General features: G+C 71.5%; 20 protein-coding genes. 8 read left to right on the forward strand and 12 right to left on the reverse strand.

Annotated features, from left to right (window positions below; translation table 11 throughout):
- The first annotated feature begins 2 nt into the window (after positions 1–2).
- Positions 3–875 (forward strand): shikimate dehydrogenase, encoded by an 873-nt coding sequence (locus JOE64_RS13195; RefSeq protein WP_204964668.1) that lies wholly within the window; start codon positions 3–5, stop codon positions 873–875.
- 39 nt (positions 876–914) lie between these two features.
- Here the strand turns inward: JOE64_RS13195 and JOE64_RS13200 are convergent, their stop codons facing one another.
- A complete protein-coding gene (locus JOE64_RS13200; protein ID WP_204964669.1) occupies positions 915–1,655 on the reverse strand; it encodes an SDR family NAD(P)-dependent oxidoreductase in 741 nt (246 codons plus the stop codon).
- Positions 1,656–1,778: 123 nt separating this feature from the next.
- Between JOE64_RS13200 and JOE64_RS13205 the strand changes: the two genes are divergently transcribed.
- The gene (locus JOE64_RS13205) at positions 1,779–2,873 is read left to right on the forward strand and encodes a Gfo/Idh/MocA family oxidoreductase (RefSeq protein WP_204964670.1); all 1,095 of its coding nucleotides are present in this window, start codon (positions 1,779–1,781) and stop codon (positions 2,871–2,873) included.
- Positions 2,874–2,885: 12 nt separating this feature from the next.
- Here JOE64_RS13205 and JOE64_RS13210 read toward each other — a convergent pair whose 3' ends face one another.
- Genes JOE64_RS13210 through JOE64_RS13220 form a run of 3 tightly spaced genes read right to left on the reverse strand, consistent with a single transcriptional unit; the run spans position 2,886 to position 6,459 of the window.
- Positions 2,886–3,731, reverse strand: coding sequence for a transglutaminase family protein (locus tag JOE64_RS13210; RefSeq protein ID WP_204964671.1), 846 nt, complete (start codon positions 3,729–3,731; stop codon positions 2,886–2,888).
- Complete coding sequence (locus JOE64_RS13215; RefSeq protein WP_204964672.1) at positions 3,728–4,660, reverse strand: alpha-E domain-containing protein; 933 nt, start codon at positions 4,658–4,660, stop codon at positions 3,728–3,730. The genes JOE64_RS13210 and JOE64_RS13215 overlap by 4 nt, the downstream gene beginning before the upstream one ends.
- Entirely contained in the window at positions 4,654–6,459 is a 1,806-nt protein-coding gene (locus JOE64_RS13220) for a circularly permuted type 2 ATP-grasp protein (protein ID WP_239531775.1), read from the reverse strand. Before JOE64_RS13220 ends, JOE64_RS13215 begins: the two co-directional genes overlap by 7 nt.
- 93 nt (positions 6,460–6,552) lie before the next feature.
- On the opposite strand from JOE64_RS13220, the gene JOE64_RS13225 reads away from it, so the two are divergent.
- Positions 6,553–7,764, forward strand: a complete 1,212-nt coding sequence (locus JOE64_RS13225) for an ATP-grasp domain-containing protein (RefSeq protein ID WP_204964673.1) — start codon at positions 6,553–6,555, stop codon at positions 7,762–7,764.
- Positions 7,765–7,776: 12 nt separating this feature from the next.
- Here JOE64_RS13225 and JOE64_RS13230 read toward each other — a convergent pair whose 3' ends face one another.
- The gene (locus JOE64_RS13230; RefSeq protein WP_204964674.1) at positions 7,777–8,937 is read right to left on the reverse strand and encodes an alpha/beta fold hydrolase; all 1,161 of its coding nucleotides are present in this window, start codon (positions 8,935–8,937) and stop codon (positions 7,777–7,779) included.
- A 55-nt stretch (positions 8,938–8,992) separates the two neighbouring features.
- On the opposite strand from JOE64_RS13230, the gene JOE64_RS13235 reads away from it, so the two are divergent.
- Positions 8,993–10,558: a molybdopterin-dependent oxidoreductase gene (locus JOE64_RS13235; protein ID WP_271202489.1), complete on the forward strand. Its 1,566-nt coding sequence runs from the start codon at positions 8,993–8,995 to the stop codon at positions 10,556–10,558.
- Here the strand turns inward: JOE64_RS13235 and rocD are convergent, their stop codons facing one another.
- Both rocD and ddaH read right to left on the reverse strand, forming a co-directional pair.
- The gene (rocD, locus tag JOE64_RS13240; RefSeq protein ID WP_204964675.1) at positions 10,559–11,782 is read right to left on the reverse strand and encodes an ornithine--oxo-acid transaminase; all 1,224 of its coding nucleotides are present in this window, start codon (positions 11,780–11,782) and stop codon (positions 10,559–10,561) included.
- Positions 11,779–12,630: a dimethylargininase gene (gene ddaH, locus JOE64_RS13245; RefSeq protein ID WP_204964676.1), complete on the reverse strand. Its 852-nt coding sequence runs from the start codon at positions 12,628–12,630 to the stop codon at positions 11,779–11,781. Before ddaH ends, rocD begins: the two co-directional genes overlap by 4 nt.
- A 203-nt stretch (positions 12,631–12,833) precedes the next feature.
- Between ddaH and JOE64_RS13250 the strand changes: the two genes are divergently transcribed.
- A complete protein-coding gene (locus JOE64_RS13250) occupies positions 12,834–13,592 on the forward strand; it encodes a TetR/AcrR family transcriptional regulator (RefSeq protein WP_204964677.1) in 759 nt (252 codons plus the stop codon).
- Positions 13,593–13,757: 165 nt separating this feature from the next.
- On the opposite strand, the gene JOE64_RS13255 is transcribed toward JOE64_RS13250, so the two are convergent.
- Positions 13,758–17,498 carry a bifunctional proline dehydrogenase/L-glutamate gamma-semialdehyde dehydrogenase gene (locus JOE64_RS13255; protein WP_239531776.1) on the reverse strand — a complete coding sequence of 1,247 codons (3,741 nt, stop codon included), beginning with the start codon at positions 17,496–17,498 and terminating at the stop codon, positions 13,758–13,760.
- 143 nt (positions 17,499–17,641) lie between these two features.
- Between JOE64_RS13255 and JOE64_RS13260 the strand changes: the two genes are divergently transcribed.
- Positions 17,642–18,310, forward strand: a complete 669-nt coding sequence (locus JOE64_RS13260; protein WP_204964678.1) for a hypothetical protein — start codon at positions 17,642–17,644, stop codon at positions 18,308–18,310.
- On the forward strand, positions 18,307–18,909 hold the full coding sequence (locus tag JOE64_RS13265; RefSeq protein WP_204964679.1) for a DUF4352 domain-containing protein: 603 nt from the start codon (positions 18,307–18,309) through the stop codon (positions 18,907–18,909). The genes JOE64_RS13260 and JOE64_RS13265 overlap by 4 nt, the downstream gene beginning before the upstream one ends.
- A gap of 392 nt (positions 18,910–19,301) precedes the next feature.
- Here the strand turns inward: JOE64_RS13265 and JOE64_RS13270 are convergent, their stop codons facing one another.
- Both JOE64_RS13270 and JOE64_RS13275 read right to left on the reverse strand, forming a co-directional pair.
- Positions 19,302–20,693: a hypothetical protein gene (locus JOE64_RS13270; protein ID WP_204964680.1), complete on the reverse strand. Its 1,392-nt coding sequence runs from the start codon at positions 20,691–20,693 to the stop codon at positions 19,302–19,304.
- A 75-nt stretch (positions 20,694–20,768) separates the two neighbouring features.
- The gene (locus tag JOE64_RS13275; RefSeq protein ID WP_204964681.1) at positions 20,769–21,329 is read right to left on the reverse strand and encodes an acyl-CoA thioesterase; all 561 of its coding nucleotides are present in this window, start codon (positions 21,327–21,329) and stop codon (positions 20,769–20,771) included.
- Positions 21,330–21,494: 165 nt separating this feature from the next.
- Between JOE64_RS13275 and JOE64_RS13280 the strand changes: the two genes are divergently transcribed.
- Positions 21,495–22,013, forward strand: a complete 519-nt coding sequence (locus JOE64_RS13280) for a GNAT family N-acetyltransferase (protein ID WP_204964682.1) — start codon at positions 21,495–21,497, stop codon at positions 22,011–22,013.
- Positions 22,014–22,131: 118 nt separating this feature from the next.
- On the opposite strand, the gene JOE64_RS13285 is transcribed toward JOE64_RS13280, so the two are convergent.
- Positions 22,132–23,892 (reverse strand): cytochrome b/b6 domain-containing protein, encoded by a 1,761-nt coding sequence (locus JOE64_RS13285; protein WP_204964683.1) that lies wholly within the window; start codon positions 23,890–23,892, stop codon positions 22,132–22,134.
- Positions 23,892–24,881 (reverse strand): electron transfer flavoprotein subunit alpha/FixB family protein, encoded by a 990-nt coding sequence (locus tag JOE64_RS13290; protein ID WP_204964684.1) that lies wholly within the window; start codon positions 24,879–24,881, stop codon positions 23,892–23,894. The genes JOE64_RS13285 and JOE64_RS13290 overlap by 1 nt, the downstream gene beginning before the upstream one ends.
- Positions 24,882–24,888 lie beyond the last annotated feature (7 nt).

The following is a 24,888-nucleotide window of genomic DNA, read 5'->3' on the forward strand; positions in this document are numbered from 1 at the left end:
GCATGTCCTCATCGCACCTGGTCGGACTCATCGGCACCGGGATCGGCTCGTCGGCCACCCCCGCACTGCACGAGCACGAGGCGGACGCCCTCGGCATCCGCTATCTGTATCGGATTCTCGACCTCGACGACCGGGGCCGCTCGGCGGAACAGGGCATCGACGTGCTCCGCGCCGCGCAGCTCGCCGGTTACGACGCCCTGAACATCACGCATCCATGCAAGCAGCTCGTCCTGGCCGCCCTCGACGAGCTGTCGCCCGACGCGCGGCTGCTGGGAGCGGTGAACACGGTGCTGTTCCGGGACGGCCGTGCGATCGGGCTCAACACCGACCACTCCGGCTTCGCCGCGGGGCTCCGCGACGGACTGGACTCACCGGTCCTCGACACGGTGGTGCTGCTCGGCTCCGGCGGCGCCGGGTCGGCGATCGCCTACGCCCTGTTGACGGCGGGAACGCGGTCCCTGCGGGTCTTCGACCCGCTCCTCGAACGCGCCGTCGCGCTGCGCGACGCGCTCGCTCCCGCGATCGGCCCGCACGCCGAGGTCACGGCGATCTCCTCCGACGATCTGCCGGGCGCGGTGGCCGAGGCGGATGGTCTCGTGAACGCGACGCCGATCGGGATGGTCGGGCACCCGGGCCTGCCGCTGGACCCCGACCTGCTGCACGCTCGCCTGTGGGTGGCCGATGCCGTCTACCGGCCGTTGCGGACGGCGCTCATCCAGGCGGCGGAGGCGCGCGGATGCGCCGTGCTCGACGGCGGCCGGATGGCCGTCGGACAGGCGGCCGACACCTTCCACCTCATCACGGGGCTCGAGCCCGACCGCGACCGCATGCGTGCGCACTTCCTCCGGCTCGCCGGTGCCGCGGCGGCACGCTGAGGCCCCGGTGGACCACCGACTGCTGACCGACCGCGCCGGTCAGTAGTCGGCGCGCCCACCGGAGAGGTCGAAGACCTGCCCGGTGGTGAACCCGCAGAGGTCGCTGGCGATCCACGCGACCGTCGCTGCGACCTCGTCGACCGTCAGAAAGCGGCCCATGGGGATCAGCGCCCGGGTGCGCTCGATGAAGTCGTCGGTGAGCTGCGAGAACAGCTCCGTCTCGACCATCACCGGGGCCACGGCGTTGACCGTCACACCGTCGCGGACGAGCTCGCGAGCGAGGGCTTTGGTCATACCGACGACGCCGTGCTTGGCGGCTGTATAGGCCGAGAGCGACGCCGTCGCCTCTTTGCCGGCGATCGACGCGATCGTGATGATCCGCCCGGATCCCCGCTCGCGCAGATGCGGCACGACCGTCTTGGCGGCCAGGAACGCCCCGGTGAGGTCGATGTCGACGACGCGACGCCAGTCGTCCGCCCCGCATTCCCACAGGGGCCCCACCGGACCGGTGATGCCGGCGGACGAGACGAGCACGTCGACGGCGCCGACCGTGCGGAGCGTCTGGGTCATCGCCGCAGCCAGCGACGCCTCATCGGTCACGTCCGCGGACACGACGAGAGCCGGATGCCACGTCCCTGTGAAGGCCGCGGGATCCCGGTCCCACACCGTCACCTCCGCGCCCGCTGCGGCGAACACGGCGCCGATGCCGGCCCCGATCCCCCGAGCCCCTCCCGTGACGACGACGGACATGCCCTGAAAATCGAATGACACCTGTGACATGGCGACACCGTAGCGCGGAATTGAGTCGATAAACAGACATAAATAAAGACTCATTCAGTCGTTCAGTTCACACTATTTCCCACACATGCTGGACCCATCGACCGCACGACGAAGGAGTCGACCATGCCCAAGACTGCTGCCCAGAAGTCCGAGCTCTCCGACCGATCGTCACGCCCGGACGCGACCGTCCGCATCGGCCTGATCGGCGCCGGCGCGATCGGGCGTACACACATCGAGACGATCGCCGCGGCGGCCGGCGTCGAACTCGCCGGCATCGCCGACCCCTTCGACGCGGCCGCCGAGCTCGCCACCCGAGCCGGCACCCGTCACCACCGTTCGCCGCAGGACCTGTTCGACATCGAACGACCCGACGCCGTCATCATCGCCACGCCGAACGAGCTGCACGTGCCGCAGGCACTCGAGGCCCTCTCCCGGGGCATCCCCGTGCTCGTGGAGAAGCCTGTCGCCACGACCTTCGCCGAGGCGCAGGAACTCGTGGCGGCATCCGCGGAGACCGGCGTCCCGGTGCTCGTCGGACATCACCGGCGCCATCACCCCGCGACCGCACGCGCGAAGGAGATCATCGCCTCCGGCGAGCTCGGCCGGATCGCCGCGGTCAGCGCCACCTACTTCCTGAGCAAGCCCGACGACTACTTCGACACGCCCTGGCACCGCACCGTCGGCACCGGCGGCGCATTCCTCATCAACCTCATCCACGAGATCGACCTGCTGCGCCACCTCGTGGGAGAGATCGTCGCGGTCTCGGCGATGTCCTCCTCCGCCGTCCGCGGCCTCGATGTCGAAGACACCGGGGCGCTCGCGTTCTCCTTCGAGGGCGGCGCCCTGGGCAGCCTCGTCGTCTCCGACACGGCGGCGGGACCGTGGAGCTGGGACCTGACCGCGGGCGATTCCCCCCGCTTCCCCGCGCACGGCGTCGAGTCGCACCGTATCGGTGGCGTCGCCGCCTCGCTCACGATCCCGACCCTCGAGGTGTGGCGGCACGACGGCGCCCCGAACTGGACCACGCCGCTGCACGCCCACCGGCACGCCGTCGAGCCGACGAGTCCGTACGTGCGACAACTCGCGCACTTCGTCGACGTCGTCGCCGGCCGCGCCGAGCCCCTGGTCAGCGCCCACGAGGGCGCACGCAACCTCGCCGTCATGGAAGCGGTCGCCGAGGCGGCGCACTCCGGACGGACCGTCACCGTCCCGGAGTGAGCCCGCGCGAGACTACGCCTCGCGCGTGATCGTCACCCGTACGTGCAGTTCGCTCTTGAAAGGGCCGGCGTACACACCGCGCAGCGGCGGCACGTCGTTGTAGTCGCGACCTCGCCCCACCAGGACGTGGCGGTCGCCGATCTCGACGCGATTGGTGGGGTCGAACCCCTGCCATCCGCCCGTGAACCATTCGACCCAGGCGTGCGACTCGCCCGTCACGGCGACACCGACCTCGGGGTGCGCACTCGGGTGCAGATAGCCCGAGACGTACCGCGCCGGGATGCCGACCTCGCGCAGGGCACCGAGGGTGATGTGGGTGATGTCCTGGCACACGCCCTTGCGCTCGGTCCAGGCCTCGGCTCCCGTCGAGTGGACGCCGGTGATGCCGGGGACGTAGTGCATGGCATCCCCGATCGCCGTCGCGATCGCGAGCGCCGCGCTGCACGGGTCGTCGTGCTGGGACGCGATCGACCGGGCGATCTCGGCGACCTCGGGATGCGGGGCCGTGCGCGCCGTCTGCCCGAGCATCTCGACCGTCGCCACGGACCGACTCGCCTCGCGCTCGAGGTCGCTCCAGCCGAGATGACCGGATTCGATCGGTCGGGGTCGCACCTCGACGAGCGACCGCGCGGTGATCGCGAGCGAGGAATGCCCCGCGAGCACGTCGAACGCGGCCACGCGCGTGCCGAAGTAATCGGTGTAGTGGTTGACGCTCGTCGACGGCTCGATGTCGAGCTGCGAGCTCAGCACGAACTGGCTGTCGGTCGCGCCCGGCAGCATGCGCGCCTCGTTGTAGGAGGCGCCGACCTCGCCCCGGTACGAGAATCCGGTCGCGTGCTCGATCCGCAGGCGCATCATGAGGTCTCTCCGATCCAGCTGGGCTCGGCATGGGTGGGGAAGAAGCGATCGCGGATCGCCTCGGATGCCTGTCGCGTGACCTTCTGCACGCGCTCCATGTGCTCGGGCAGCTCGCTGAGGATCTCGTCGATGGGGCGGTACTCCAGATCGTTGCGGATACGGCCGAGTGCACGGAGGACCGTATTGGAGTGGCCGACGCGGTCGGTGGCGGGGTCGATCGCACGCATGCATTCCTCGGCCCGCGTGATCGAGTGGATCACCGAGCGCGGGAAGAGCCGGTCGAGCAGCAGGAACTCCGCCGCGTTGGCCGCGCTCGGCATGCCGCGGTAGGTGCGCAGGTACGCCTCGTAAGCGCCGCACGAACGCAAGATCGTGGTCCACGACGGGCCAGATGCCTCGGTGAGCGCCTTGGTCGCAAGGAGCCGAGCCGTCATGTCGGTGCGCTCGATCGAGCGGCCGAGGGTCAGGAACTGCCACGCCTCGTCACGACTCGTGGACGAGTCGGTGATCCCGACGGCGAGCGCGGACCGCTCGCGCACCCACTGGAAGAACTCGTGCACCTTCTCGTTGTTGATGCGACGCGGCATCCGCGAATAGGTCGTGTTGAGCGTCTCCCAGAGCTCCGTCGACACGATCTCGCGGGCCCGCCGGGCGTTCTCGCGGGAGGCCTGCACGGCGTAGGCGATGCTCGACGGGTTCGTCCGATCGACGGCGAGGCTGGTCAGCACGTCGCCGCGGGTGACGCGCGCGGTCTCATCGGAGGGGAAGGACCCCATCACTCCCATGAGCGACCGGCAGGCGGTGTCTTCGTCGATCCAGGGGTCCTCGAGCAGAAGCTGCAGGTGGACGTCGAGGATGCGCGCTGTCCCGTCGCTGCGCTCGATGTAGCGCCCGATCCAGAACAGGCTCTCGGCGATACGGCTCAGCACGATCCCTCACCCCGCTCCTGCATCCCGCTCTGCGAGCCATGTCCCGATTTCTGCGGACCGTGTCCCGATCTCTGTCGGTTTCCGCTGGCCGAAGCGACAGAAAGTGGGACGCCCCCCGCCGGGGCGGGCGGTCCGGACTGCTGCTGTTGCTGCTGCTCCTGCTGTTCGGAGTGCGCCCGCGGCGGGTCCTGCGGCGAGTGCGCCTGCGGTGCCTGCGCGTCGTAGATGATCGGGATCGCCTCGGTGACGGATGCCTGATCGGCCACGAGCTCGGCGAGGCCGCCCGACCCGTGGATGCCGAGGGGACCGCGGCGGGGCGCGTCGCCACCGACGATCCAGGTGTCCTTCGAGCCACCGCCCTGCGATGAGTTGACCACGAGCTGCCCCTCGGGCAGCGCGACCCGCGTCAATCCGCCCGGCAGCACCCAGACCTCGTCGCCGTTGTTGACGGCGAAGGGCCTCAGGTCGGCGTGGCGCGGCCGCATGCCGTCCTCGACGAGGGTCGGGATCGTCGAGAGCATGACGACCGGCTGGGCGATCCATCCGCGCGGGTCGGCGATGAGCTTTCCGCGCAGCGTCTCGAGCTCGGCCGGCGAGGCATCCGGCCCGACGACGAGTCCCTTGCCGCCCGAACCGTCGACGGGCTTGACGACCAGTTCGTCGAGACGGTCGAGCACCTCTTCCAGCGCCTCGGGCTCTTCGAGCCGCCACGTGTCGACGTTCTTGAGCAACGGCTCCTCGGACAGGTAGTAGCGGATGAGGTCGGGAACGTAGGTGTACAGCAGCTTGTCGTCGGCGACGCCGTTGCCGACCGCGTTGGCGATCGTGACGTTGCCCAGGCGCGCGGCGAGCATGAGCCCGGGGGCGCCGAGCATCGAGTCGGCACGGAACTGCAGCGGGTCGAGGAAGTCGTCGTCCACTCGGCGGTAGATGACGTCGACGCGCTTGAGCCCGCGCGTCGTGCGCATGAACACCTTGCCCCCGATGCACTGCAGGTCGCGCCCCTCGACGAGCTCGATGCCCATCAGTCGCGCGAGCAGCGTGTGCTCGAAGTACGCGGAGTTGTAGACGCCCGGCGTGAGCACGACGACGTTGGGGTCTTCGACCCCGGACGGGGCCGACGCGCGCAGTGCCTGCAGCAGCTTGTTGGGGTACTCCCCGACCGGCTGCACCCGCATGGAGTGGAACAGTTCGGGAAGGGTCTGCGCCATGACCCGACGGTTCGAGATGACGTAGCTGACCCCCGAGGGCACGCGCACGTTGTCTTCGAGCACGCGCATCTCGCCGTTCTCGTCGCGGATGAGGTCGATGCCGGCGACCTGGATGCGCACCCCGTTGGCCGAGTGGACACCGGCGGCCTGGCGGTAGAAATACTGGCTCGAAGCGATGAGCGCGGCCGGCAGCACGCCGTCGCGGACGCAGTGCTGCTGCCCGTAGGCGTCGTCGAGGAAGGCTTCGAGCGCCTTGACCCGCTGCTGCACGCCCTTCTCGACGCGGCTCCACTCGTCGTACTCGATGACGCGCGGCACGGCATCGAGCGGGAACGGCCGTTCCTCGCCCGCGAAGTCGAAGGTGACGCCCTGGGCGAGATACGAACTGGCGAGCGATTCGGTGCGTCCGCGAAGCTCCTCCTGCGTCAGCCGGGCGAGGGCCTGATACAGCTCGCGGTACGCGGGACGCGAGGGCGCGGAGTCGCCGGAGGACACCGCGTGCTCGAACATCTCGTCGAATGCCGGCACCCCCGACACGGTCTTTCGCGGTGCCGTCGCGGCGCCGTATCCGTCGAAGAGATCACCCATGCAGCGAGCCTAGTGCGGGCCGTGTTTCGCGGATGTGTCGGATCTCGCACGGTTGTTAGGCTGTGGCCACCGACCCCCGGCGAAAGGCCTCCTGTGCGCGTTCTGGTCACGAGCTCCCGCAACACGTTCGCCCTGGACATCGTCCGCAAGCTCGGCAGCCTCGGGCACGAGGTCCACGCCAGCGACACCTACGGCGGCGCGGTCGGAAGCCACTCGTCCTACCTGGCCGGTCACCTGGTGACCTCGTCGCCGCGGTTCGCGACGGATGCCTTCGTCGCCGAGATCTCCGACTACGTCGCCGAGCACGGGATCGAGCTGATCATCCCCACGTTCGAGGAGGTGTTCTACCTCGCCGCGCGCGCGGCCGAGCTGCCCGCCGGCGTGCGCGTGTACGCCGGCAGCTTCGCCGATCTCGCACGTCTGCACGACAAGGCCAGCTTCCAGCGACTGGCGCAGGATGCCGGGGTCCCGATCCCCGAAACGGTCGTCGCCACGAGCCCCGCCGAGCTGAAGGATGCCACGGCGCGCTTTCCGCGGTACTTCGCCCGAGCCGCGTTCTCCCGCGGCGGCGTGGGTCTGCTCACCAACACGGGCCCGCTCGCCGGTGCGGTCTCGATCGACGACTGCGTCCCCACACCCGATCAGCCCTGGCTCGTCCAGCCGTACGTCGACGGGCCGATGGTCTGCTCGTACAGCACGATCGTCGACGGCCGGGTGACCGCGCACTGCACCTACACCGCCCCCGAGCAGTGGCACCACAGCACGGCGATCGCCTTCCTCGCCGTCGACAGCACCGACACGCTCGCCTACGCGCAGCGGATCGTCGACCGGCTGGACCCCTCGTTCACCGGACAGCTGTCGTTCGACTTCATCGACACCGGCGAGGGTCTGCGCATCATCGAATGCAACCCCCGCCCGACGAACGGCGTGATCCTGCTCGAGGCCGAGGGCTTCGCACGCGCCCTCGTCGGCGAGGTCGAGACGACGGTCGTCGCCGCGCCGGGCACCGAGCGCGAGATCACGCTCGCCGTGCTGGCCGACTGCTTCACCGAGCCCCTGTCGCACCTGAAGACGTCCCTGCACGATCTGCTGCACGTGCGGGACGTCGATGCCGGCTGGCACGACTCGCTCGCCATGCTGTGGAGCCCCGCATCGATCGTCCACGGGGCGAAGATCGAGCACGGTTCGCGCACCGAGATCCTCAAGGCGCTCGGCGACGACATCGTCTGGAACGGAGAACCGATCGACGGCATGAGCGTCGCCGATGCGGCCGCCCTCGAGGCCGTGCACGCGGGACGGGTCTGAGTCCCCCGGAGCTCAGTCGGGGAGAATCCCGTCGATGCGGGCGAGCGCGCCGAGCACGGCGGGAAGCCGTGCCGACCATCCGCGCAGCGGAAGCCGGTCAAGAGCGTCCTGCTCGGCGGGCAGCCGATGGTGGCGACCCGCGACGAGGCGGCGCACGGCGTTCAGCAGGGCGATCGGGTGCGTGTCGAGAGCGCTGTGTCCGTTGTGCAGGCGCACGAGCACCCCGCCGGGCGAGGATGCCACCACGCGCTCCGCGATGACGGGCGGCGTCCGCAGATCGCGGTCGCCGGCGAGGGCGACCAGCGGCCCGTCGAACGCCGGGAGGGCGGAGAAGTCGTCGGGCGCTCCCTCGAACGCCGGGAAGCGGTCGGCCAGAGGCGCGTAGGTGAGAGCCGGGTCCAGCGGGCCGCCGTCGGCGGGTGCGCCGTAACCGAGCTCGCGGAAGCCGATCGCGCCGACGAGGTCGAACTCGTACACCCCGGGAATCCGCGCGATCGAGGCATCCCGCGTCGCGTAGGCGCTCGCCACACGCCACGCGAGACCGCTGCGCCCCTCGGCGCGACGGCGCACCAGCGGCTCGACGAGCGCGCGACCGCCGAGCTCGTACGCGGCGCGTGCGACGTCGAGCAGCGTGCGCTCGTCGACACCACGCCGGGCGAGCGTGCGGATGTCCGCCGACAGCCGGTCGCCGCCGTCCCAGAACAGCCCGCGCAGCGCCCGTCGCTCGATCTCGATGTCGGCCGGCGAGCGCAGCGCCGAATCCAGCAGGAGCCCCGCGACGCGATCGGGGCGGCGCGCCGCGAGGGCGGCGGCGAGGTAGCTGCCGTAGGAGGATCCCACGACGAAGGCGCGGTCGACACGCTCGTGATCGAGCACCGCGACGAGGTCGTCGAGCACGAGGTCGATCCGCATCGCCGTGAGCGGCAGATCGCGGCCGGCGAGGTCGTGGCGCGACCGGCCGACACCGCGGTGCTCGACCATCAGCAGGTCAAGGCCGCCCTGCGCCGCCCACCGACGGAGACCGCGATACGGCACGAGGGAGGCGAGACCGGGGCCGCCGGGGATCACGAGGACGGGCGTCGCGGTGCGCGGCCCCGAGCGCACGAACGTCAGATCGAACGCCGGACCGTTCGCACCTGCGCGCCGGCGGACCGTCAGGACCTGCTCGCTCATCACGACTCCCCCTGTCATCGGCACACCCAGGCGCAGCCGGGCTTAGGCTTCGCATGTGGCGCCGACGATTCGAGCATTCCACACCGACGGGGCCCTCGCGGGCGTGGCATCCGTCGCCCTCGGCGCGGGTCTGGGTGAGCTCGTCGGTGCGCTCGTGGGCGGCAGCCCCGTCGCGGCCGTCGGATCGGTTCTCATCGATCTGGCTCCGCCGTGGGGCAAAGACCTCGCGATCTCACTTTTCGGCACCGGCGACAAGGCGGCGCTCATCGCGGCCGTCGCGATCGTGCTGCTGCTCGTGGGCGCCGCAACGGGCCTGCTCGCGCGCCGTTCGGTCGCCGGCGCGCAGACGGTCGTCGTCGTCGCGGGTCTGCTCGGCGTGGGGGCTGCGGTCTCGCGGGCTGATGCGAGCACCCTCGCCGCGGCACCACCCGTCGTCGGCGCCGCCGTGACGCTCCTCGCCCTGCACCTGCTCCTGCGTCGCGCGACCGCGTCACCGGCGCCGGTCTCCGGCCCCGTCCCGGCATCCCCGCCGCCGTCCGAGGGCGTGGGGCACCACGCGAGCCGCCGGGAGTTCCTCGTCTGGACGACCGGAGCGGCGGCGGCCGGGCTCCTCGCCGCCGCGGGCGGCTGGGCGCTGCGCGCCGGCTCCCGCGCCGTCGATGCCGTGCGCACCGCGATCGCGCTCCCCCGGGCACCCGTTCCGGTCGTGGTTCCGGCGACGGCGGACCTCGGCATCACGGGACTCGCCCCCGTCCTCACGCCCACCGCCGACTTCTACCGCATCGACACGGCACTCGCTCCGCCGCAGATCGATCCCGCGACCTGGCGCCTGCGCATCCACGGACTCGTCGACCGCGAGGTCGAGATCGGCTGGGACGAGCTGCTCGCCCTGCCGCTGGAAGAGAGCGTCACGACGCTCACGTGCGTGTCGAACGAGGTCGGCGGCGACCTCGTCGGCACGGCCCGGTGGCTCGGCTACCCCATCCGGCACCTGCTCGCGCAGGCCGGCGTGCACGCCGACGCCGACATGGTCCTCTCCACCTCGGCCGACGGTTTCACGGCGGGCACGCCTCTGGAGACCCTCACCGACGAGCGCAACGCGATCCTCGCCGTCGGCATGAACGGTGAGCCCTTGCCGATCGCGCACGGCTTCCCCGTGCGGATGGTCGTACCCGGGCTCTACGGCTACGTCTCGGCGACGAAGTGGGTGACCGACCTCGAGGTGACGCGATTCGCCGATGCCGAGGGCTACTGGATCTCGCGCGGCTGGGCGGCGCGCGGACCGATCAAGCTCGCGAGCCGCATCGACGTGCCCCGCCGCGGGGCGGCCGTGACGGCCGGCGAGACGGTCATCGCGGGCGTCGCCTGGCAGCAGCACGTCGGCGTGCGGGGCGTGCAGGTGCGCATCGACGACGGCGAATGGCAGGATGCCGCGCTCGCCACCGCGATCTCGGACGACACCTGGGTGCAGTGGTCGCTGCCGTGGCGGGCGAGCGCCGGGCGGCACACCCTGACGGCCCGGGCGATCGGCGTCGACGGCACGCCGCAGACGCAGGATGCCGCGCCGCCCGCCCCGGACGGGGCGACCGGCTGGCCGAGCGTCGCCGTGACCGTCGCTTGATCAGGCGGCGAGGACGAGCCGCAGCTGCTCCACGGCCCAGTCGAGCTCGGTGGCGCGCACGACAAGCGGCGGGGCGATGCGGATCGTCTGGCCGTGGGTGTCCTTCACGAGCACGCCGCGGGCGAGCAGACGCTCCGCGACCTCGCGGCCGGAGCCGTGCGCCGGGTCGATGTCGACGCCTGCCCACAGGCCCGCGACCCGCGTCGCGGTGACGCCGTGCCCGACGAGCGCGTCGAGGGCTCCGGCGAGGTGCTCGCCGAGGGCCTGCGCCCGGGTCTGGAACTCGCCCGACGCGAGCATCTCGACCACCTGCAGCCCGACGGCGCAGGCCAGCGGGTTGCCGCCGAACGTCGAGCCGTGCTCACCCGGACGGATCACCCCGAGGACGTCCCTGTCCGCGACCACGGCGGACAGGGGCACGATGCCTCCGCCGAGCGCCTTGCCGAGCAGATAGACGTCCGGCACGACTCCCTCGCGCTCGCACGCGAAGGTGGTGCCGACGCGGCCGAGCCCCGATTGGATCTCGTCGGCGATGAACAGGACGTTCTCCCGGTCGCAGATCTCGCGGAGCGCCCGCAGGTACCCCTCCGGGGGGACGATGACGCCGGCCTCGCCCTGGATCGGCTCGACGAGCACCGCGGCGGTGTCGGCGTCGATCGCGGCGGCGACGGCTGCGGCATCCCCGAACGGCACCGTCACGAACCCGGGCGCGAACGGACCGAACCCGTCACGGGCCTGCGGGTCGTCGCTGAAGCCGACGATCGTCGTCGTCCGCCCGTGGAAGTTGCCGCCGGCGACGATGATCTTCGCCCGCCCGTCGGCGACGCCCTTGCTGCGGTAGGCCCACGCCCGCGCCAGCTTGATCCCGGTTTCGACGGCTTCGGCGCCGGTGTTCATCGGCAGCACGAGCTCCTTGCCGCACAGCGCCGCCAGCGCCGCGGCGAAGGGGCCCAGCCGGTCGTTGTGGAACGCGCGACTGGTGAGGGTCACCCGACCCAGCTGCTCGGTGGCGGCGGCCAGAAGCGCGGGATGCCGGTGTCCGAAATTGAGCGCCGAGTACGCCGAGAGGAGGTCGAGGTACCGCTTGCCCTCCACATCCGTCACCCACGCGCCCTCGGCGCGCGCCACGACGACCGGCAGCGGGTGGTAGTTGTGGGCGACGTGCGCGTCCGCGACGGCGATCGCGGCCGTCATCGGGTCGTCGGGGGTGATGGGTGCGGTCATCGCTTTCCTCGCAGTTCCAGCGTGCAGCATTTGATGCCTCCCCCGCCGAGCAGCAGCTCGGAGAGATCGACGGGGACGGGGCGGTACCCGCGCTCGCGCAACTGCTCGGCGAAGCCGGTGGCGCGCGGCGAGATGAAGACGTTGCAGCCGTCGGATGCCGCGTTCAGGCCGAACACGGCACCGTCGGCATCCGAGACCCGGATCGCGTCCGGGAAACGCTCCTCCAGCACCTCGCGCGATGCGTCGTCGAAGGCCGTCGGCAGGTAGGCGATGCTCGCCGCACCCGATCCGGGTTCGGTCGGCGCCCCGGAGGAGGGGTCGAGCACGGCGATCGCGGTGTCGAGATGGTAGAAGCGTGGATCGACGAGCCTCAGCGAGACCACCTCGAGGCCGAAGACGTCCGCGACCTCGCGATGGCTGTGCCCGGTCGAGCGGAAGCCGGTTCCGGCGAGGATCGTGTCGCCCACCAGCAGGAAGTCGCCCTCGCCCTCTTGGACCTCGATCGGCTCGACGACCTCGAACCCGTGGGCGGCGAACCAGTCCATGAAGGGCTGCTCCTCGCCACGACGTTCGTCGACGCGGAAGCGCACACCGAGCGCGCGTCCATCGACGGTGAACCCGCCATTGGCGGTGTACACCATGTCGGGAAGGCCCGGCACGGGGTCGATCAGTTCCACCTCGTGTCCGAGGGACACGTACGTGTCGTGGAGCGTCTGCCATTGCGCGAGAGCGCGCGCCGTATCGGTAGGCCGCTCCGGCTGCATCCACGGGTTGATGCGGTAGCTGACGGTGAAATGCTCGGGCCGGCACATCAGATACCGGCGGGGCTGGGCGATGCGGTGACTCATCTGATCGCTCCTCACTCCTTGTTCGTTCGCACAGAGGGGGGCGGACGCTGTCCCGAGGCCCGTCGGCACTTCGACTCGCGATCACGGGATCGCCGAGGAAATGTCGGGGCGGGCACGCCGGCATCCATTCTGCCAGACGCACGCTCGCTCCTCTGTGGACATCTCGCGCCCGCATCCCCGCAAAGTGAGTAGATTTCTTTTGTATGGGACGTCGTACCGGCGACGAGACGCGGGCACTGCTGCTACGGGTGGGCATGCAGTTGCTGCTCGAGCGCGGCGTCTCGGCCGGCGTTCAGCACATCCGCCTGCAGGACGTCCTGCGGCACGCGGGGCTCACGACCGGCGCCGCGTACCGGCTCTGGGCCGACCAGAGCGACTACCAGCGCGACCTCGCCGTCGCGATGGTGCGTCTGCGCCTGAGCGGTCCCGCCGACTACGCGCGTGCCGCGGTCGAGGCTCTCGTCGCGAACGGCGCCACCGGCGACGAAGTCATCCGTGCCGCCGCCGAGGCGCACGTGCGGTCGGCCATGGTCGATGTCGACGACCCCGCCGACGCGGCCGACGCACAGCAGTTCCTCGTCTCCCTCGCGCTGCGCACGACGGCGCAGACCTGGCCCGAGCTGAAAGAGGCCAGCTCCGAGCGGCACCGCGAGTCCATCGCCGCGTTCGCCGAGCTATACGGGTTCCTCATGGACGCGTACGGGCTGCGGATGAAGTCCCCGCTGACCCTCGAGGACTTCACCGAGGCGATGGCGGCGATGGGCGAGGGCTTCGCGGTGCGCGCGATGGAAGGCATCGAGCATCCCCGCTACGACGTTGCGGAGGGCGATGAACTGCCGACGGGCACCTGGAGTCTGTTCGCTCTCGGTGTCCGTGCGCTGGTCAGGGAGTTCATGACGCCGATCGAGCCGCCTGAGCACCCGGATGCATCCCGCGGGGGTGGGAGCTCTGGGGCCGAGTGAACCCCCAACCCCAGAGCGACACTCCCCCCGGCGTGTCATGACGGCGAGACCACAGGCGTATGCCGCTGGAACCGGTCTCCGTCGACGCTCCCCAGATGCGCCAACCTCATCGTCACTCCGACGACCTTCAGAAACCAGAAAGATAAGTTCTTTCTCTTGGACGCGTCAGATGACGCCCTCGCTCCAGCGGTCGGGCGTGCCGAAGCGATGCGCGGTGATCGAGATCGACTGCTCGTGGAGGAACGGCAGAAGCTCGATCCGGCCGGCCGTCGTCACCGGCTCGGCATAGACCGCGATGCTCGGGTCGCCCTTCGTCGCCGCTCCCACCGCCGAGCGCAGTGCCGCGACGGATGCCGCCGGCCCGACCAGGCGCACGCGCACCCCGTCGTCCTCACTCGCCACGATCCGCACCCGGTCGATCCATTCCTCGTCGCTCTCCACGAAGACCGGCACATCGCGGTCGCCGAGGGCATGGCGCACGGCGGCGGGCAGTCCCAACGGTGCGCTCAGCGTGAAGCCCGCACCGGCTCGCACACCGGCCACGACCACGCGCAGCAGCTCGTGCCACGAGGCATCCCGCGCGGCCCGCACGGCCACCTCCACCGGACGGTAGCGGAACAGGTTCCGCTCGACGCCCAGCCGCGAGACGTCGCGGACACGACCGAACTCCCGATCCCACGCGACCGCGTCCGACAGCGCTCCGCGACGGAGCCATTCGAAGGACTCGTACTCGAGGGAGGGCTGGGCGGATTCGATGAGGTCCGTGATCCGCGAGTCCAGCCCGCGCAGATGCAGCGTCGACGAGATCGGGCCCGGCGAGGACGGACGCCACGAGCCGAGCCCGACGAGGTAGTTCGGGCCGCCGGCCTTCGCACCCGGGCCCACCGCCGACCGCTTCCAGCCGCCGAACGGCTGGCGTTGGACGATCGCACCGGTGATCCCCCGATTGACGTACAGGTTGCCCGCGCGCACCTCGGTCAGCCACACCGCGAGGTCTTCGGGGTTCTGGGTGTGGAGCCCGGCCGTGAGCCCGTAGGCGACCGCGTTCTGGATCTCGATCGCGTCGGCGAGCGACGACGTATGGATCACGCCCAGCATCGGCCCGAAGAACTCCTCGAGATGCGTACGCGAGCCCGGACGCACTCCCACGCGGATGCCGGGGCGCCACAGGCGTCCGTCACCGCCGCCCGGCGCACCGCTCTCGACCGGACGAGGCTCGACGAGCCACTCCTCCCCGTCGTCGAGCTCGGTCAGCGCCCACGCGAGCCTGCCGTGCGGCCGTTCGATGACGGGACCGACCTCGCTGCGCGGGTCGGACGGCAGGCCGACCCGGAGCGACTCGGTGGCATCCACCAGCTGGCGGGCGAACCGCTCCGACCGCGCGACGGATCCGACGAGGATCGCGAGCGATGCGGCCGAGCACTTCTGCCCGGCGTGGCCGAACGCGCTCTTGACGAGATCGGATGCCGCGAGATCGAGATCGGCCGACGGCATCACGATCATGGCGTTCTTGCCGCTCGTCTCCGCCAGCAGCCGCAGGTCGTGACGCCACGACCGGAAGAGCGCCGCCGTCTCCCACGACCCGGTGAGGATCACACGGTCGACGCCGTCGTGGGCGATCAGCCGACGACCGAGGGCATCCTCGTCGAGGTCGACGAGCGCGAGGACATCTCGCGGCACCCCCGCGTCCCACAGGGCATCGGCGAGGACGGCGGCGCACCGGCGCGCCTGCGGCGCCGGCTTGAGGACGACGCCCGACCCCGCGGCGAGCGCGGCGAGCACCCCACCCGCGGGGATCGCGAGCGGGAAGTTCCACGGCGGGGCGACGACCGTGAGCCGCGCCGGCACGAAGACGGCGCCGGCCACGCGGTCGAGCTCCTTCGCCGTCGCCGCGTAGTAGTTCGCGAAGTCGACCGCCTCGCTCACCTCCACGTCGGCCTCGGCGAGCACCTTGCCGGTCTCAGCGGCGGCGACCTCGATCAGCTCGCCACGGCGGGCCTCGAGCGTACGGGCGGCGGAGCGCAGCACGGCGGCCCGCTCCGCCGCCGAGCGCGCACCCCACGCGGCACCGGCCGCGCGGACATCGGCGACGATCGCGTCGAGCCGCGTCTCGTCGTCCACGCGGGCGTCCGAGATCGTCCGGATGCCGGCGTCGGAGGCCTCGACGCGGGCCAGGATCTGCGCCGCCCATGCACGGTTGCCGGGGAGCGAGGGGTCGGAGTCGGGGGTGTTGTGGAATCCGGGAGCGCCCGCCTCGGGCCGCCCGGCGGATCTCTCCTCGCGGCCGGCGAAGACCGCGGTGTCGACGAATGCCTCCCCACCGAACATGTCGGCGCGACCGCCGCCGTCGCCCTCACCCTGCGCGATCTGCAGCACCACCTGGGTGAGGTCGGGTCCGTCCGAGGCATCCTCCGTCTCCGGCATGGTGAGGAGAGGCGCGGCCTCGGAGGTGTCGGAGGCGTCGGCCCGGTCGACGCCGGAGGCATCGTCCGGTGCCGTCGACCCCTCGCCCGCGCGGTCCTGACGTCGACGCGCCGACGCGGGCAGGTCCGCGCCGGACGCGCGGGCCACCGAGGCGACGAACCGCTCGCGCTCCCGCTCACGCAGCGCCGCATCGGACGCGAGATCGAACGCGGCGGACAGGAAGTTCTCGCTCGAGGCGTTCTCCTCCAGCCGGCGCACCAGGTAGCTGATCGCCACATCGAACTCGTCGGGCCGCACCACGGGGGTGTAGAGAAGCACACCCCCGACCTCGCGCGCGACCGCGTCGACCTGGCCCTGGGCCATGCCGAGCAGCATCTCGAACTCGATGTCGTCGCGGACCCCGCGCTCGCCCGCGAGCTCCCACGCATAGGCGATGTCGAAGAGATTGTGGCCTGCCACGCCGATGCGCACGGCCCGGGTGCGCTTCACGTCCAGCGCCTCGTGCAGGCAGCGCAGGTACGAGGCATCCGTGTCGAGCTTCGAGGCGTGCGTCGCGAGCTCCCAGCCGTGCATCGCGGCATCCACCCGCTCCATCGCGAGGTTCGCACCCTTCACCAGGCGGACCTTGATGCGGGCACCCCCGTCGTCGACGCGCCGCTGCGCCCACTCCGTGAGCCGCCGCAGCGCGGGCAGCGCGTCGGGGAGATAGGCCTGCAGCACGATGCCCGCCTCGAGCCTCGCGAGGCGATCGTCGTCGAGCAGGCGGGTGAAGACCGCGATCGTGAGGTCGAGGTCGCGATACTCCTCCATGTCGAGGTTGAGGAACGTGCCCCGTTCGAGCGCCGAGAGGTACAGGGGCATCAGGCGCTCGACGACGAGATCGACGGTCTGATCGAACGCCCACATCGACAGGCGGCTCGCGATCGCCGACACCTTCACCGAGACGTAGTCGACGTCGTCGCGACGGATGAGGTCGTGGATGCCGTCGAGACGCCGCCGCGCCTCGTCCTCGCCGAGCACCGCCTCACCGAGCAGGTTGAGGTTCAGCCGCGCGCCGGACCCGCGGAGCGTCGCGAGGGCGGGGCCGAGCCGGTCCGGTCGCGCGTCGACGACCAGATGGCCCACCATCTCGCGCAGCACGCGCCGGGCGATGGGCACGACAGGGGTGGGGAGTACCGGCGCGAGAGCACCGCCGGCCCGGACCGCGGCGCGCAGGTACCACGGCAGGAAGCCGGGGACGAGCGGCGCGACGCGCTGCAGGTTCGCGGCGGCGGCGGTGAGCGACTCGGGGCGCATGACGCCGTCGACGAAGCCGACCGTGAAGGGCAGACCGTCCGGGTCTTTCAGGACGCCGGCGAGGCGCTCCGCCGCAGGGTCGACCGGGACACCCGACTCTTCGGCGATCCACCGCTCGGCCAGGGCGATCGCCCGGGCGGTGACCGCGTCGTCGGCAGAGTTCGGCATCGCAGTCCCGTCGGTCATTCCTCCAGCCTGCACCGTGGTCCGCGCAACACGGCGAGGCGCACGTACGATTCGGCAAACGCACGGATGCACCGCCCCGCCGTGCGCGGTCCCGTCACGACGCGGGCTCGTCACAGCACCGTGTCGCCCCCTACCCTGTTCGGGTGACCATTCCGCCCGCCGCACCCACCGGTGCCCCCGAGCCGCGTGATCGCTTCACGCGGCTGCGGAAGGCGACCGACCGAGTGCCCACGAAGTGGTTCGCCGCGATCGGAACGACTCTGTTCCTCGCGGTGACGGCGGTTTTCGGGGGCCTGAGTCCGGTCGCCGCCGAGGAGAAGCCGCTCGCGCAACTGTCGGACGGCCAGACGCACACCAGCGCCCAGCTGAACGTCACGGTCGAACGCGCCGCGTTGATCGACCGCCTCCCCGGCTCGGGCGCGATCGCCGACCGCGAGAAGGGCGAACGCATCCTCGTCGTGCTCGTGCGCCTGGAGAACCTCTGGACCCGGCCGCTCTCCTCGGGATCACAGCCCGGCTTCGCGCAGTCGGTGCGGCTCGCCGCGGACTCCCGACCCGCCGACGGGGTCGTGCGCGAAGACGACCAGACCGCGCCGTTCTGGCTGCAGCCGAACGTCCCGGTACTCGTCGCCTTCAGCTGGGTGGTCCGCGGATCCGACTACGCGGATGCCTCGGAGGTCACGATCGTTCTCGAGGACGGATCTCTCGTCGTCGGCCAGATGCTCTACGTCGGCGAGGACTGGGGCGACTACGCGCCCGCCGCCGAGGTGACGCTGCCCCTCGCCGACGTGGGCGCGGGGGTCGGCTCGTGAAGCGCGCGCTGACCTGGGTGGCCGCCCTCGCGATGCTCGTCGCGGCGTGGGTCATCTCGGGCGAGACACCGGACGGCGAGCAGCGGATCGACGACCCCTTCCCCGTGACCGCCCGGGTGGGAGAAGCGGTCACTTCGGACAACCTCGGGGTGACCGTGCACGACGTGCGCCTCACCGACCGGCTCTCGACAGGCGGGTGGTCCGCGGACGGGACCTGGCTCGTGGTCAGTCTCGACGCCTGGCTCGTGCGCCGCGAGCCCGCGTCGCTGAAGCTCGGCTACCTGGTCGTCGGCGACCGGACGTTCCTCGCGAGCGAGCGCGTCGCGACCTACGACGTGGACGCGTCACTGAGCGGTTCCGGCCTGCACACCGGCATCCCGCGTACCGGCACGCTCGTGTTCGAGCTGCCCGCCGACATCGCCTCGGACCCGGATGCCGCGAACGCATCGCTGCAGCTGTCCCTCGGCACGCCGCTCCCCGCGCTCTCTCCGCGGCAGAATCAGCGCGGCGCCGCCGTGGCCGAGTTCGCCGTCGATCTCACCGCGCTGCCGCACGACACGACGACGGCACTCCCCGACACCTCCTGGACGACTCCGTGACCGGCCGCTGGTGGCGTCGCAACGCGCTCGCGCTCGTCGCACTGGTCATCCTGGTGCCGACGAGCGTCTGGGCGTTCGACCAGATCCAGGGAGGACTCTCGCGCGACGCGCAGCGCGACCTCGATCCCGGCCGGAGCGCCGAGGTGCTCGACTGGACGTTCGACGTACCGCGCCTCGAACCCGTCGATGCGACGGAGGTGCGCGCGCCCGCCGGGAGCATCCCCGTCGTCGTCCGCGTGCGCGTGACTCCCGGTCAGGGCCAGGTCAGCTGCAGCGAGCCGTCGGTCGTCGACCCCGCGACCGGGCGCACCTGGGCGGTGGCACGGGACCTGCGCTGGACACGCGATGCCGACGACTCGTCGTCGTGCATCACCGGTGGCGACCCGAGCGGGTCAGGCGCCCCGTTCGACCTCACGACGCTCGTGCTGCTCCCCGGAGACGCCCCGAAGGACCTCACCGTGGTCTTCCCCGGCTACCCGTCCCACGACGAGATCGCCACGAACCTCCGGTTCCCCGTGAGCCGCTGACGCAGCCGCGTCCTCGCGGCGGACGAGGCGCGCGACGGTCGCATCGTAGGTCGCAGCGATCACGCTCATCCGCACGGGCTCGACCAGCACGGTCACCACGGTGACGAGCGCGAACGATGCGGGCACCCAGAACGAGGGCAGCTCGTGCGGCCCGAAGGCGCGCGAGCCTGCGACGAGCAGCCACTGCTGGCCGAAGCCGACGAGCACGAACAGCAGCACGTATCCCGCGATGAGCAACGGGCCCGCGCGCCACATCAGCACGATCGCCGCCCAGACCGGCCGGAAGCGGCCGACGACGAGACTCTCCCAATAGTCCGAGATGCGACGACGCGCACGTCCGGGGATCGCCGCGTACCTCGCCCGGGCCCGCGCGAGACGGCTGCCCTCGCGCACACCGCTGAGCTGGGGGGCGGCGGCCTTGACGGCCTGGCCGTACACGACGCCCGCGATCGTGAGCCAGGCGAGGGGCAGCAGCACGATGCCGCCCGCTTCGGTGAGGACGAGCCCGACGGCATCCCACGCGTAGCCGAGCGGCGTGAGCCACCCGGTCATCCCCCCGCGCAGGTCGGCGAGCCAGGCCGTCCCCTGCCGGGTCTGGACCCAGCCCGTCACGACGGCGACGAGGTCGGTGACCAGGTAGGCGGCCAGGTAGACCCAGAGCGCCTCGAGGTAGACCGCGATCACGCTCGCGACCCGTGCCGTTCCCGCGCGGCGCGGCAGCCGCGCACCGAAGCGCTTGTAGGCCCAGCGTCCTGCGAACGCGATCGCCAGCAGCCCGATCGTCAGCGGATTGATCCCGAGGTCGGAGATCGTGCCGCTGCGGTCGTACGCGGTGCCCTCGACGGCGGCGCGCAGCCCCCACGCGATCTGCCAGCCGAAGGCGTCGTTGGTGTACGAGATCACGTCCTGCCGGATGAAGCCCCACGCCGCATAGAACGCGACGAAGGGCAGGATGCCTCCGAGCAGGCTGTCGAGGAAGGCCGAGCGGCGCTCGGCACCGTCGGTCGGCAGCGGCGAGACGGTGCGCAGCCCCGGCATCCCGTCGCGCAGGACGAGGAACATCGCGACGTAGGCGACCAGCAGGGCGAGTGCCGCGACGGGAAGAAGCAGGATGCCCCCGACCGCCGTGCGCGCGCCGACCCAGGCGGCGAGCTTCAGCACCAGGAAGTGCGCGAGGGTGCCCGCGAGCATCCAGGCGAGCAGCGCCGGCCATCGCGCGAGCCACAACCGGGCGATGCGCGAAAGGAGCGAGGGCACGCGTCGAGGCTAACGGGCCGACGCGTTCCACGCGAGCGCGGCTGGCGGCGGATGCACGGCGACCGAGATACGGCCTCAGTCCCAGAGGCTCGGCGCCGGGGCCTTCGTCGACGGCAGAGCCGACCCCGCCGCCCAGTCCGGGATCCAGGCCGGCAGCGGAGGCAGGTCGTCGGGGCGCCCCAGTGCGTCGAACAGCTCCTCCGTGTTGACGACCCCGCCGGTCTTGCGCAGGAACCGCGCCCGGACGATCATCTCCGCGTACACCTCGCCGTCGACGACCGCACGGTGGATCTGGTAGACCGCCTTGTCGTCGTGCCCGTACAGGCGCGATTCGACCGTGAACCGCTGCCACAGCTGCAGCGACTTGCGGAAGCTCACCGACTCACTGGCCACCACCGCATACCAGCCGTGCGCGTTCATGGCATCCCACAGCCCCGTGCGGATGAGCAGATCGAAGCGGCCGAGGTCGAACAGCGAGGCATAGCGCCCGTTGTTCATGTGCATCAGCAGGTCGATGTCGGTCGGCAGCGTCCGCAGCCGGATGCGTCCGACGGCGTGCGGCGGCAGGGTGCCGTGGCGCCGCAGCAGCACCCGTGCACGCCAGATCGTCAGGAGAGTCCGCCACCACACATTCACGCCGGGGATGCTACTCGGACGGGCGGGCGGGCCGCAGCATCGGTTGGAGGATTCCTCCAGCCGGACCCCCGGATCGGGTGCGTCAGTCGCCATACCTCCACAGAGGCCACCGGAGGCCTTCGGCGCGATTTCGCGATTGTCCGGGCCGGACGTAGAGTCGGCCCCATGGATGCCGCCCCCGAGACAGCAGCCCCCGCCGACATCGTCGTCCGCCCCGTCAGAGACGTGGATGCCGAGGCCCTCGGCCGCGTGCACGCCGCATGCTGGCACCAGACCTACGACCACCTCATCAGCAAGGCAGCGCTCGAGAACGTCTCTCCGCGTCGGCTCGCCGAGCTGTGGACCCACTGGGCCGCCCAAGGCCCGGAGTTCAAGATGTCCGCCGCGCTCGCCGACGGCGAGATCATCGGTTTCGTCGGATCGGGCCCCGCGCGCGACCGCGACGCTCCCCGCGAACGCGAGCTCTACTTCATCTACCTGCTCGACCAGTACCACGGCACGGGCACCGGCCAGCGTCTGCTCGACGCCGCCATCGAGGCCGGCGAGCCCGCCTACCTCTGGGTCGCGGAGGACAATCCGCGTGCGCACCGCTTCTACACGCGCAACGGCTTCACTCTCGACGGAGCCACTCACACGGAGCCGTTCCTCGGCGAGACCCTGACCGAGGTCCGCTTCGTCCGCTGACCGTCCCACGCACCGGCATCCGTGGCGCACTGCAGCGCCGCGACGGTGCGGGGCGCCGTGCGCGTCGAGACGACTCCACCCCGTCGTGGCGCGCCGCTGAGCGTCAGCGCGCCACCGCTCAGCGCGACGAGACCGTGCCGAACAGGCGCGCGACCGGCGCGATCACCATCGGTCGTGCGGCGATCCATGCGGCGGCGATGACGGCGAGCGAGAGCGCGAACAGCCAGAACCCGGTCCAGTTGTCGGCGTAGGCGGTCGGATCGGTCGACCCTTGCGCGGCGTACATGTGGTTGAGGTTGCGCAGGGCCCCGGTGGCGAGCACGAGCACCACGTGGATGACGATGAACACCACGAAGAAGAGCATCGTCGGGAAGTGCACTCTGCGCGCCCAGTCGATGGGGATCGCCGCACTCAGGCGCGCGTTCTTCTTCGGCCACAGCCCGCTCATGCGGAAGCCGCTGGCGATCGCGAGCGGCGCCGCGACGAACACGGTCGAGAAGTACGCGAGCTGCTGCAGCGCGTTGTAGTTGACCCAGCCGTTCTCGGTGGGCCAATCGAGGGAGACGTACTGCAGCGCGGCGCTCAGAGCGTTCGGGAAGACCTCCCAGCTCGTCGGCACGATCCGCATCCACTGCCCCGTCACGAACAGCAGCACGACGAAGACGAGCCCGTTGACGATCCACAGCAGATCGAGCGCCTGGTGGAACCAGATCGTGAGGCTGGTCTTGCCCTTCTTGTTGCGCCTCGGGGTCCAGAACACGGCCGGACGCTTCTCGCGCCGCACGGTGAGTCCCGTGCGGATGATCAGCACCATGAGGAAGACGTTGAAGAAGTGCTGCCAGCCGAGCCAGGCGGGGATGCCGACGGGGGCGCCTGCGGGCAGGTGATACTCGCCGGGGTAGGTCGTGAGGAAGTCGCGGAGGGCGTCGAGACTCAACAGGAAGCGCGCGAACAGCACGGCCATCGCCGCCGCGAACAGCAGCCCGCCTCCTCCGACGACGATCGCTCCCATCCACTGCGCACGAGTGAACGGCCCGATCCGTCGCGGCTCAGGGGCAGGCGCCGGACGGTGGTACGCCGCACGCCCGGCCCAGACCGTCCGTGGGACGGTCAACGGCAGGCGCACCTCCCCGTCGGGCCTGACGACATCTCCCCGGGCCGGGGCTTTCACCCGCGCCGCGGGCGCGGCATCGGGTTCGGGCGCGGCCTCGGGCGCGACTGTGGGTTCGGAGGCGCCGATTCGCGGGTCGGGCACGGGCGCACCCACATCTTGGCGCCTCGCAGCGGCTTCGGCCGGCTCCGCAGAGGCGTCCGCCGTCCCCTCCGGCGGCCAGGGCTCTCCTCCTGCGGCACGCGGGAGCCCGCGGCGCAGGGGCGCGTCGGATGCCGGGGCGGGCGCCGCGGCATCCACATCAGAGGCGTCGTTTCGCGGGTCAAGTGCCGGCGCACCCGCCGTTTGGCGCTTCGGAACCCCGGGGGAGGGGGCTGCGACGCTCTCGGCCGAGGTGGCCAGGGCACCCTCGACCGAGGTGGCCAGGGCGCCCTCGACCGTCGGCCAGGGCTCTCCCCCGGCGACCCGGGGCAGACCTCGCCGCAGCACGGTGCCGGATGCCCGGGCACCGGCATCCGATTCGGAGGCGCCGTTCTGCGGGCCGGGCACCGCCGCACCCGCAGTTTCGCGCCTCGGAGTGCTCGGGACCGCCGCGGCCGGGGCTGCCTCGGCAGGGGCCGACGGGGAGGGCTGCTCGTGCACGCCTGCGCCCGGGGTGTCGACGGCCCGCGCGGGAACGACCCCGGGGGGCGGCCAGGGCTCGCCGCCGGGCGTGCGGGGCAGACCGCGGCGCAGCCCGGACTCCGAGCCCGTATCCGGCCCCGCCATCAGGCCTTCTTCGCGTCGAGCGCGGCGATCAGTTGCGGAACGACCTGGAACACGTCCCCCACGATGCCGTAATCCGCGATCTCGAAGATGGGCGCGTCGCCGTCCTTATTGATCGCGACGATCGTCTTGGCGGTCTGCATTCCCGCCTTGTGCTGGATCGCTCCCGATATTCCGAGCGCGACATACAGCTGCGGGGCGACCGAGACGCCGGTCTGTCCGACCTGGTGGGAGTACGGGATGTAGCCGGCGTCCACGGCGGCACGGGAGGCGCCGACCGCGGCGCCCAGCGCGTCGGCGAGCTGCTCGACGAGCACGAACTTCTCGGCGGAGCCGAGCCCCCGCCCTCCCGAGACGACCTTCGCCGCGCCACGCAGCTCGGGGCGCGACGAGACGGCCGTCTCAGCTGTGAACCCGGTGACGCGCGCCGCGGGCGCGCCTGAGGGCGTCACCTCGAGCGCGAGGACCTCCGGCTCGTCGACGGCGTCGGCCCGCGCATCGACGGCGCCCTGGCGCACCGTGATGACGGGGGCCCCGAAGGTGGGGGCGCTGGTCGCGTTGTAGGCGCCGCCGTAGACGGAATGCTGCGCCAGCACGCCCTGGTCGTCACGGGCGACGCCGACGGCGTCAACGGCGAGAGCAGACCGCGAGCGCACCGCGAACCGCGCTGCGGCGTCGCGCCCCTCGATGGAGTTCGAGACGAGCACGGCGTCCGGGCGCACGAGCGCCGCCGCCGCGACGAGGGCGTCGACGAGCGGCACCGTGACGACCCGGTCCGCGTCGCCGAGAGCAGCAGTGAGAACGGTCGCCGCGCCGAGCGCTCCCGCGGACGCGGCGAGTGCGGCATGGGCATCCTCGGGCGCGACGACGACCGCGACGGGAGTGCCGATCGACGCGGCGGCGCCGAGGAGCCCCGCGGACGACGAGGCCAGCGTTCCGTCGGGGGTGACGTCCAGCAGGACGAGAATCGGGTCGGATGCACGTTCGCTCATGGTCGCG

The organism is Microbacterium dextranolyticum (assembly GCF_016907295.1).
GTDB classification, from domain to species: domain Bacteria; phylum Actinomycetota; class Actinomycetes; order Actinomycetales; family Microbacteriaceae; genus Microbacterium; species Microbacterium dextranolyticum.

What these genes read in the sequence shown, in the direction of transcription:
- JOE64_RS13250 (WP_204964677.1), top strand. Translation starts at nt 12,834, where the DNA reads ATGGGACGTCGTACCGGCGACGAGACGCGGGCACTGCTGCTACGGGTG.
- rocD (WP_204964675.1), bottom strand. Translation starts at nt 11,782, where the DNA reads ATGACCGCACCCATCACCCCCGACGACCCGATGACGGCCGCGATCGCC.
- JOE64_RS13200 (WP_204964669.1), bottom strand. Translation starts at nt 1,655, where the DNA reads ATGTCACAGGTGTCATTCGATTTTCAGGGCATGTCCGTCGTCGTCACG.
- JOE64_RS13220 (WP_239531775.1), bottom strand. Translation starts at nt 6,459, where the DNA reads ATGGGTGATCTCTTCGACGGATACGGCGCCGCGACGGCACCGCGAAAG.
- JOE64_RS13255 (WP_239531776.1), bottom strand. Translation starts at nt 17,498, where the DNA reads ATGACCGACGGGACTGCGATGCCGAACTCTGCCGACGACGCGGTCACC.
- JOE64_RS13210 (WP_204964671.1), bottom strand. Translation starts at nt 3,731, where the DNA reads ATGATGCGCCTGCGGATCGAGCACGCGACCGGATTCTCGTACCGGGGC.
- JOE64_RS13290 (WP_204964684.1), bottom strand. Translation starts at nt 24,881, where the DNA reads ATGAGCGAACGTGCATCCGACCCGATTCTCGTCCTGCTGGACGTCACC.
- ddaH (WP_204964676.1), bottom strand. Translation starts at nt 12,630, where the DNA reads ATGAGTCACCGCATCGCCCAGCCCCGCCGGTATCTGATGTGCCGGCCC.
- JOE64_RS13195 (WP_204964668.1), top strand. Translation starts at nt 3, where the DNA reads ATGTCCTCATCGCACCTGGTCGGACTCATCGGCACCGGGATCGGCTCG.
- JOE64_RS13280 (WP_204964682.1), top strand. Translation starts at nt 21,495, where the DNA reads ATGGATGCCGCCCCCGAGACAGCAGCCCCCGCCGACATCGTCGTCCGC.
- JOE64_RS13230 (WP_204964674.1), bottom strand. Translation starts at nt 8,937, where the DNA reads ATGAGCGAGCAGGTCCTGACGGTCCGCCGGCGCGCAGGTGCGAACGGT.
- JOE64_RS13285 (WP_204964683.1), bottom strand. Translation starts at nt 23,892, where the DNA reads ATGGCGGGGCCGGATACGGGCTCGGAGTCCGGGCTGCGCCGCGGTCTG.
- JOE64_RS13205 (WP_204964670.1), top strand. Translation starts at nt 1,779, where the DNA reads ATGCCCAAGACTGCTGCCCAGAAGTCCGAGCTCTCCGACCGATCGTCA.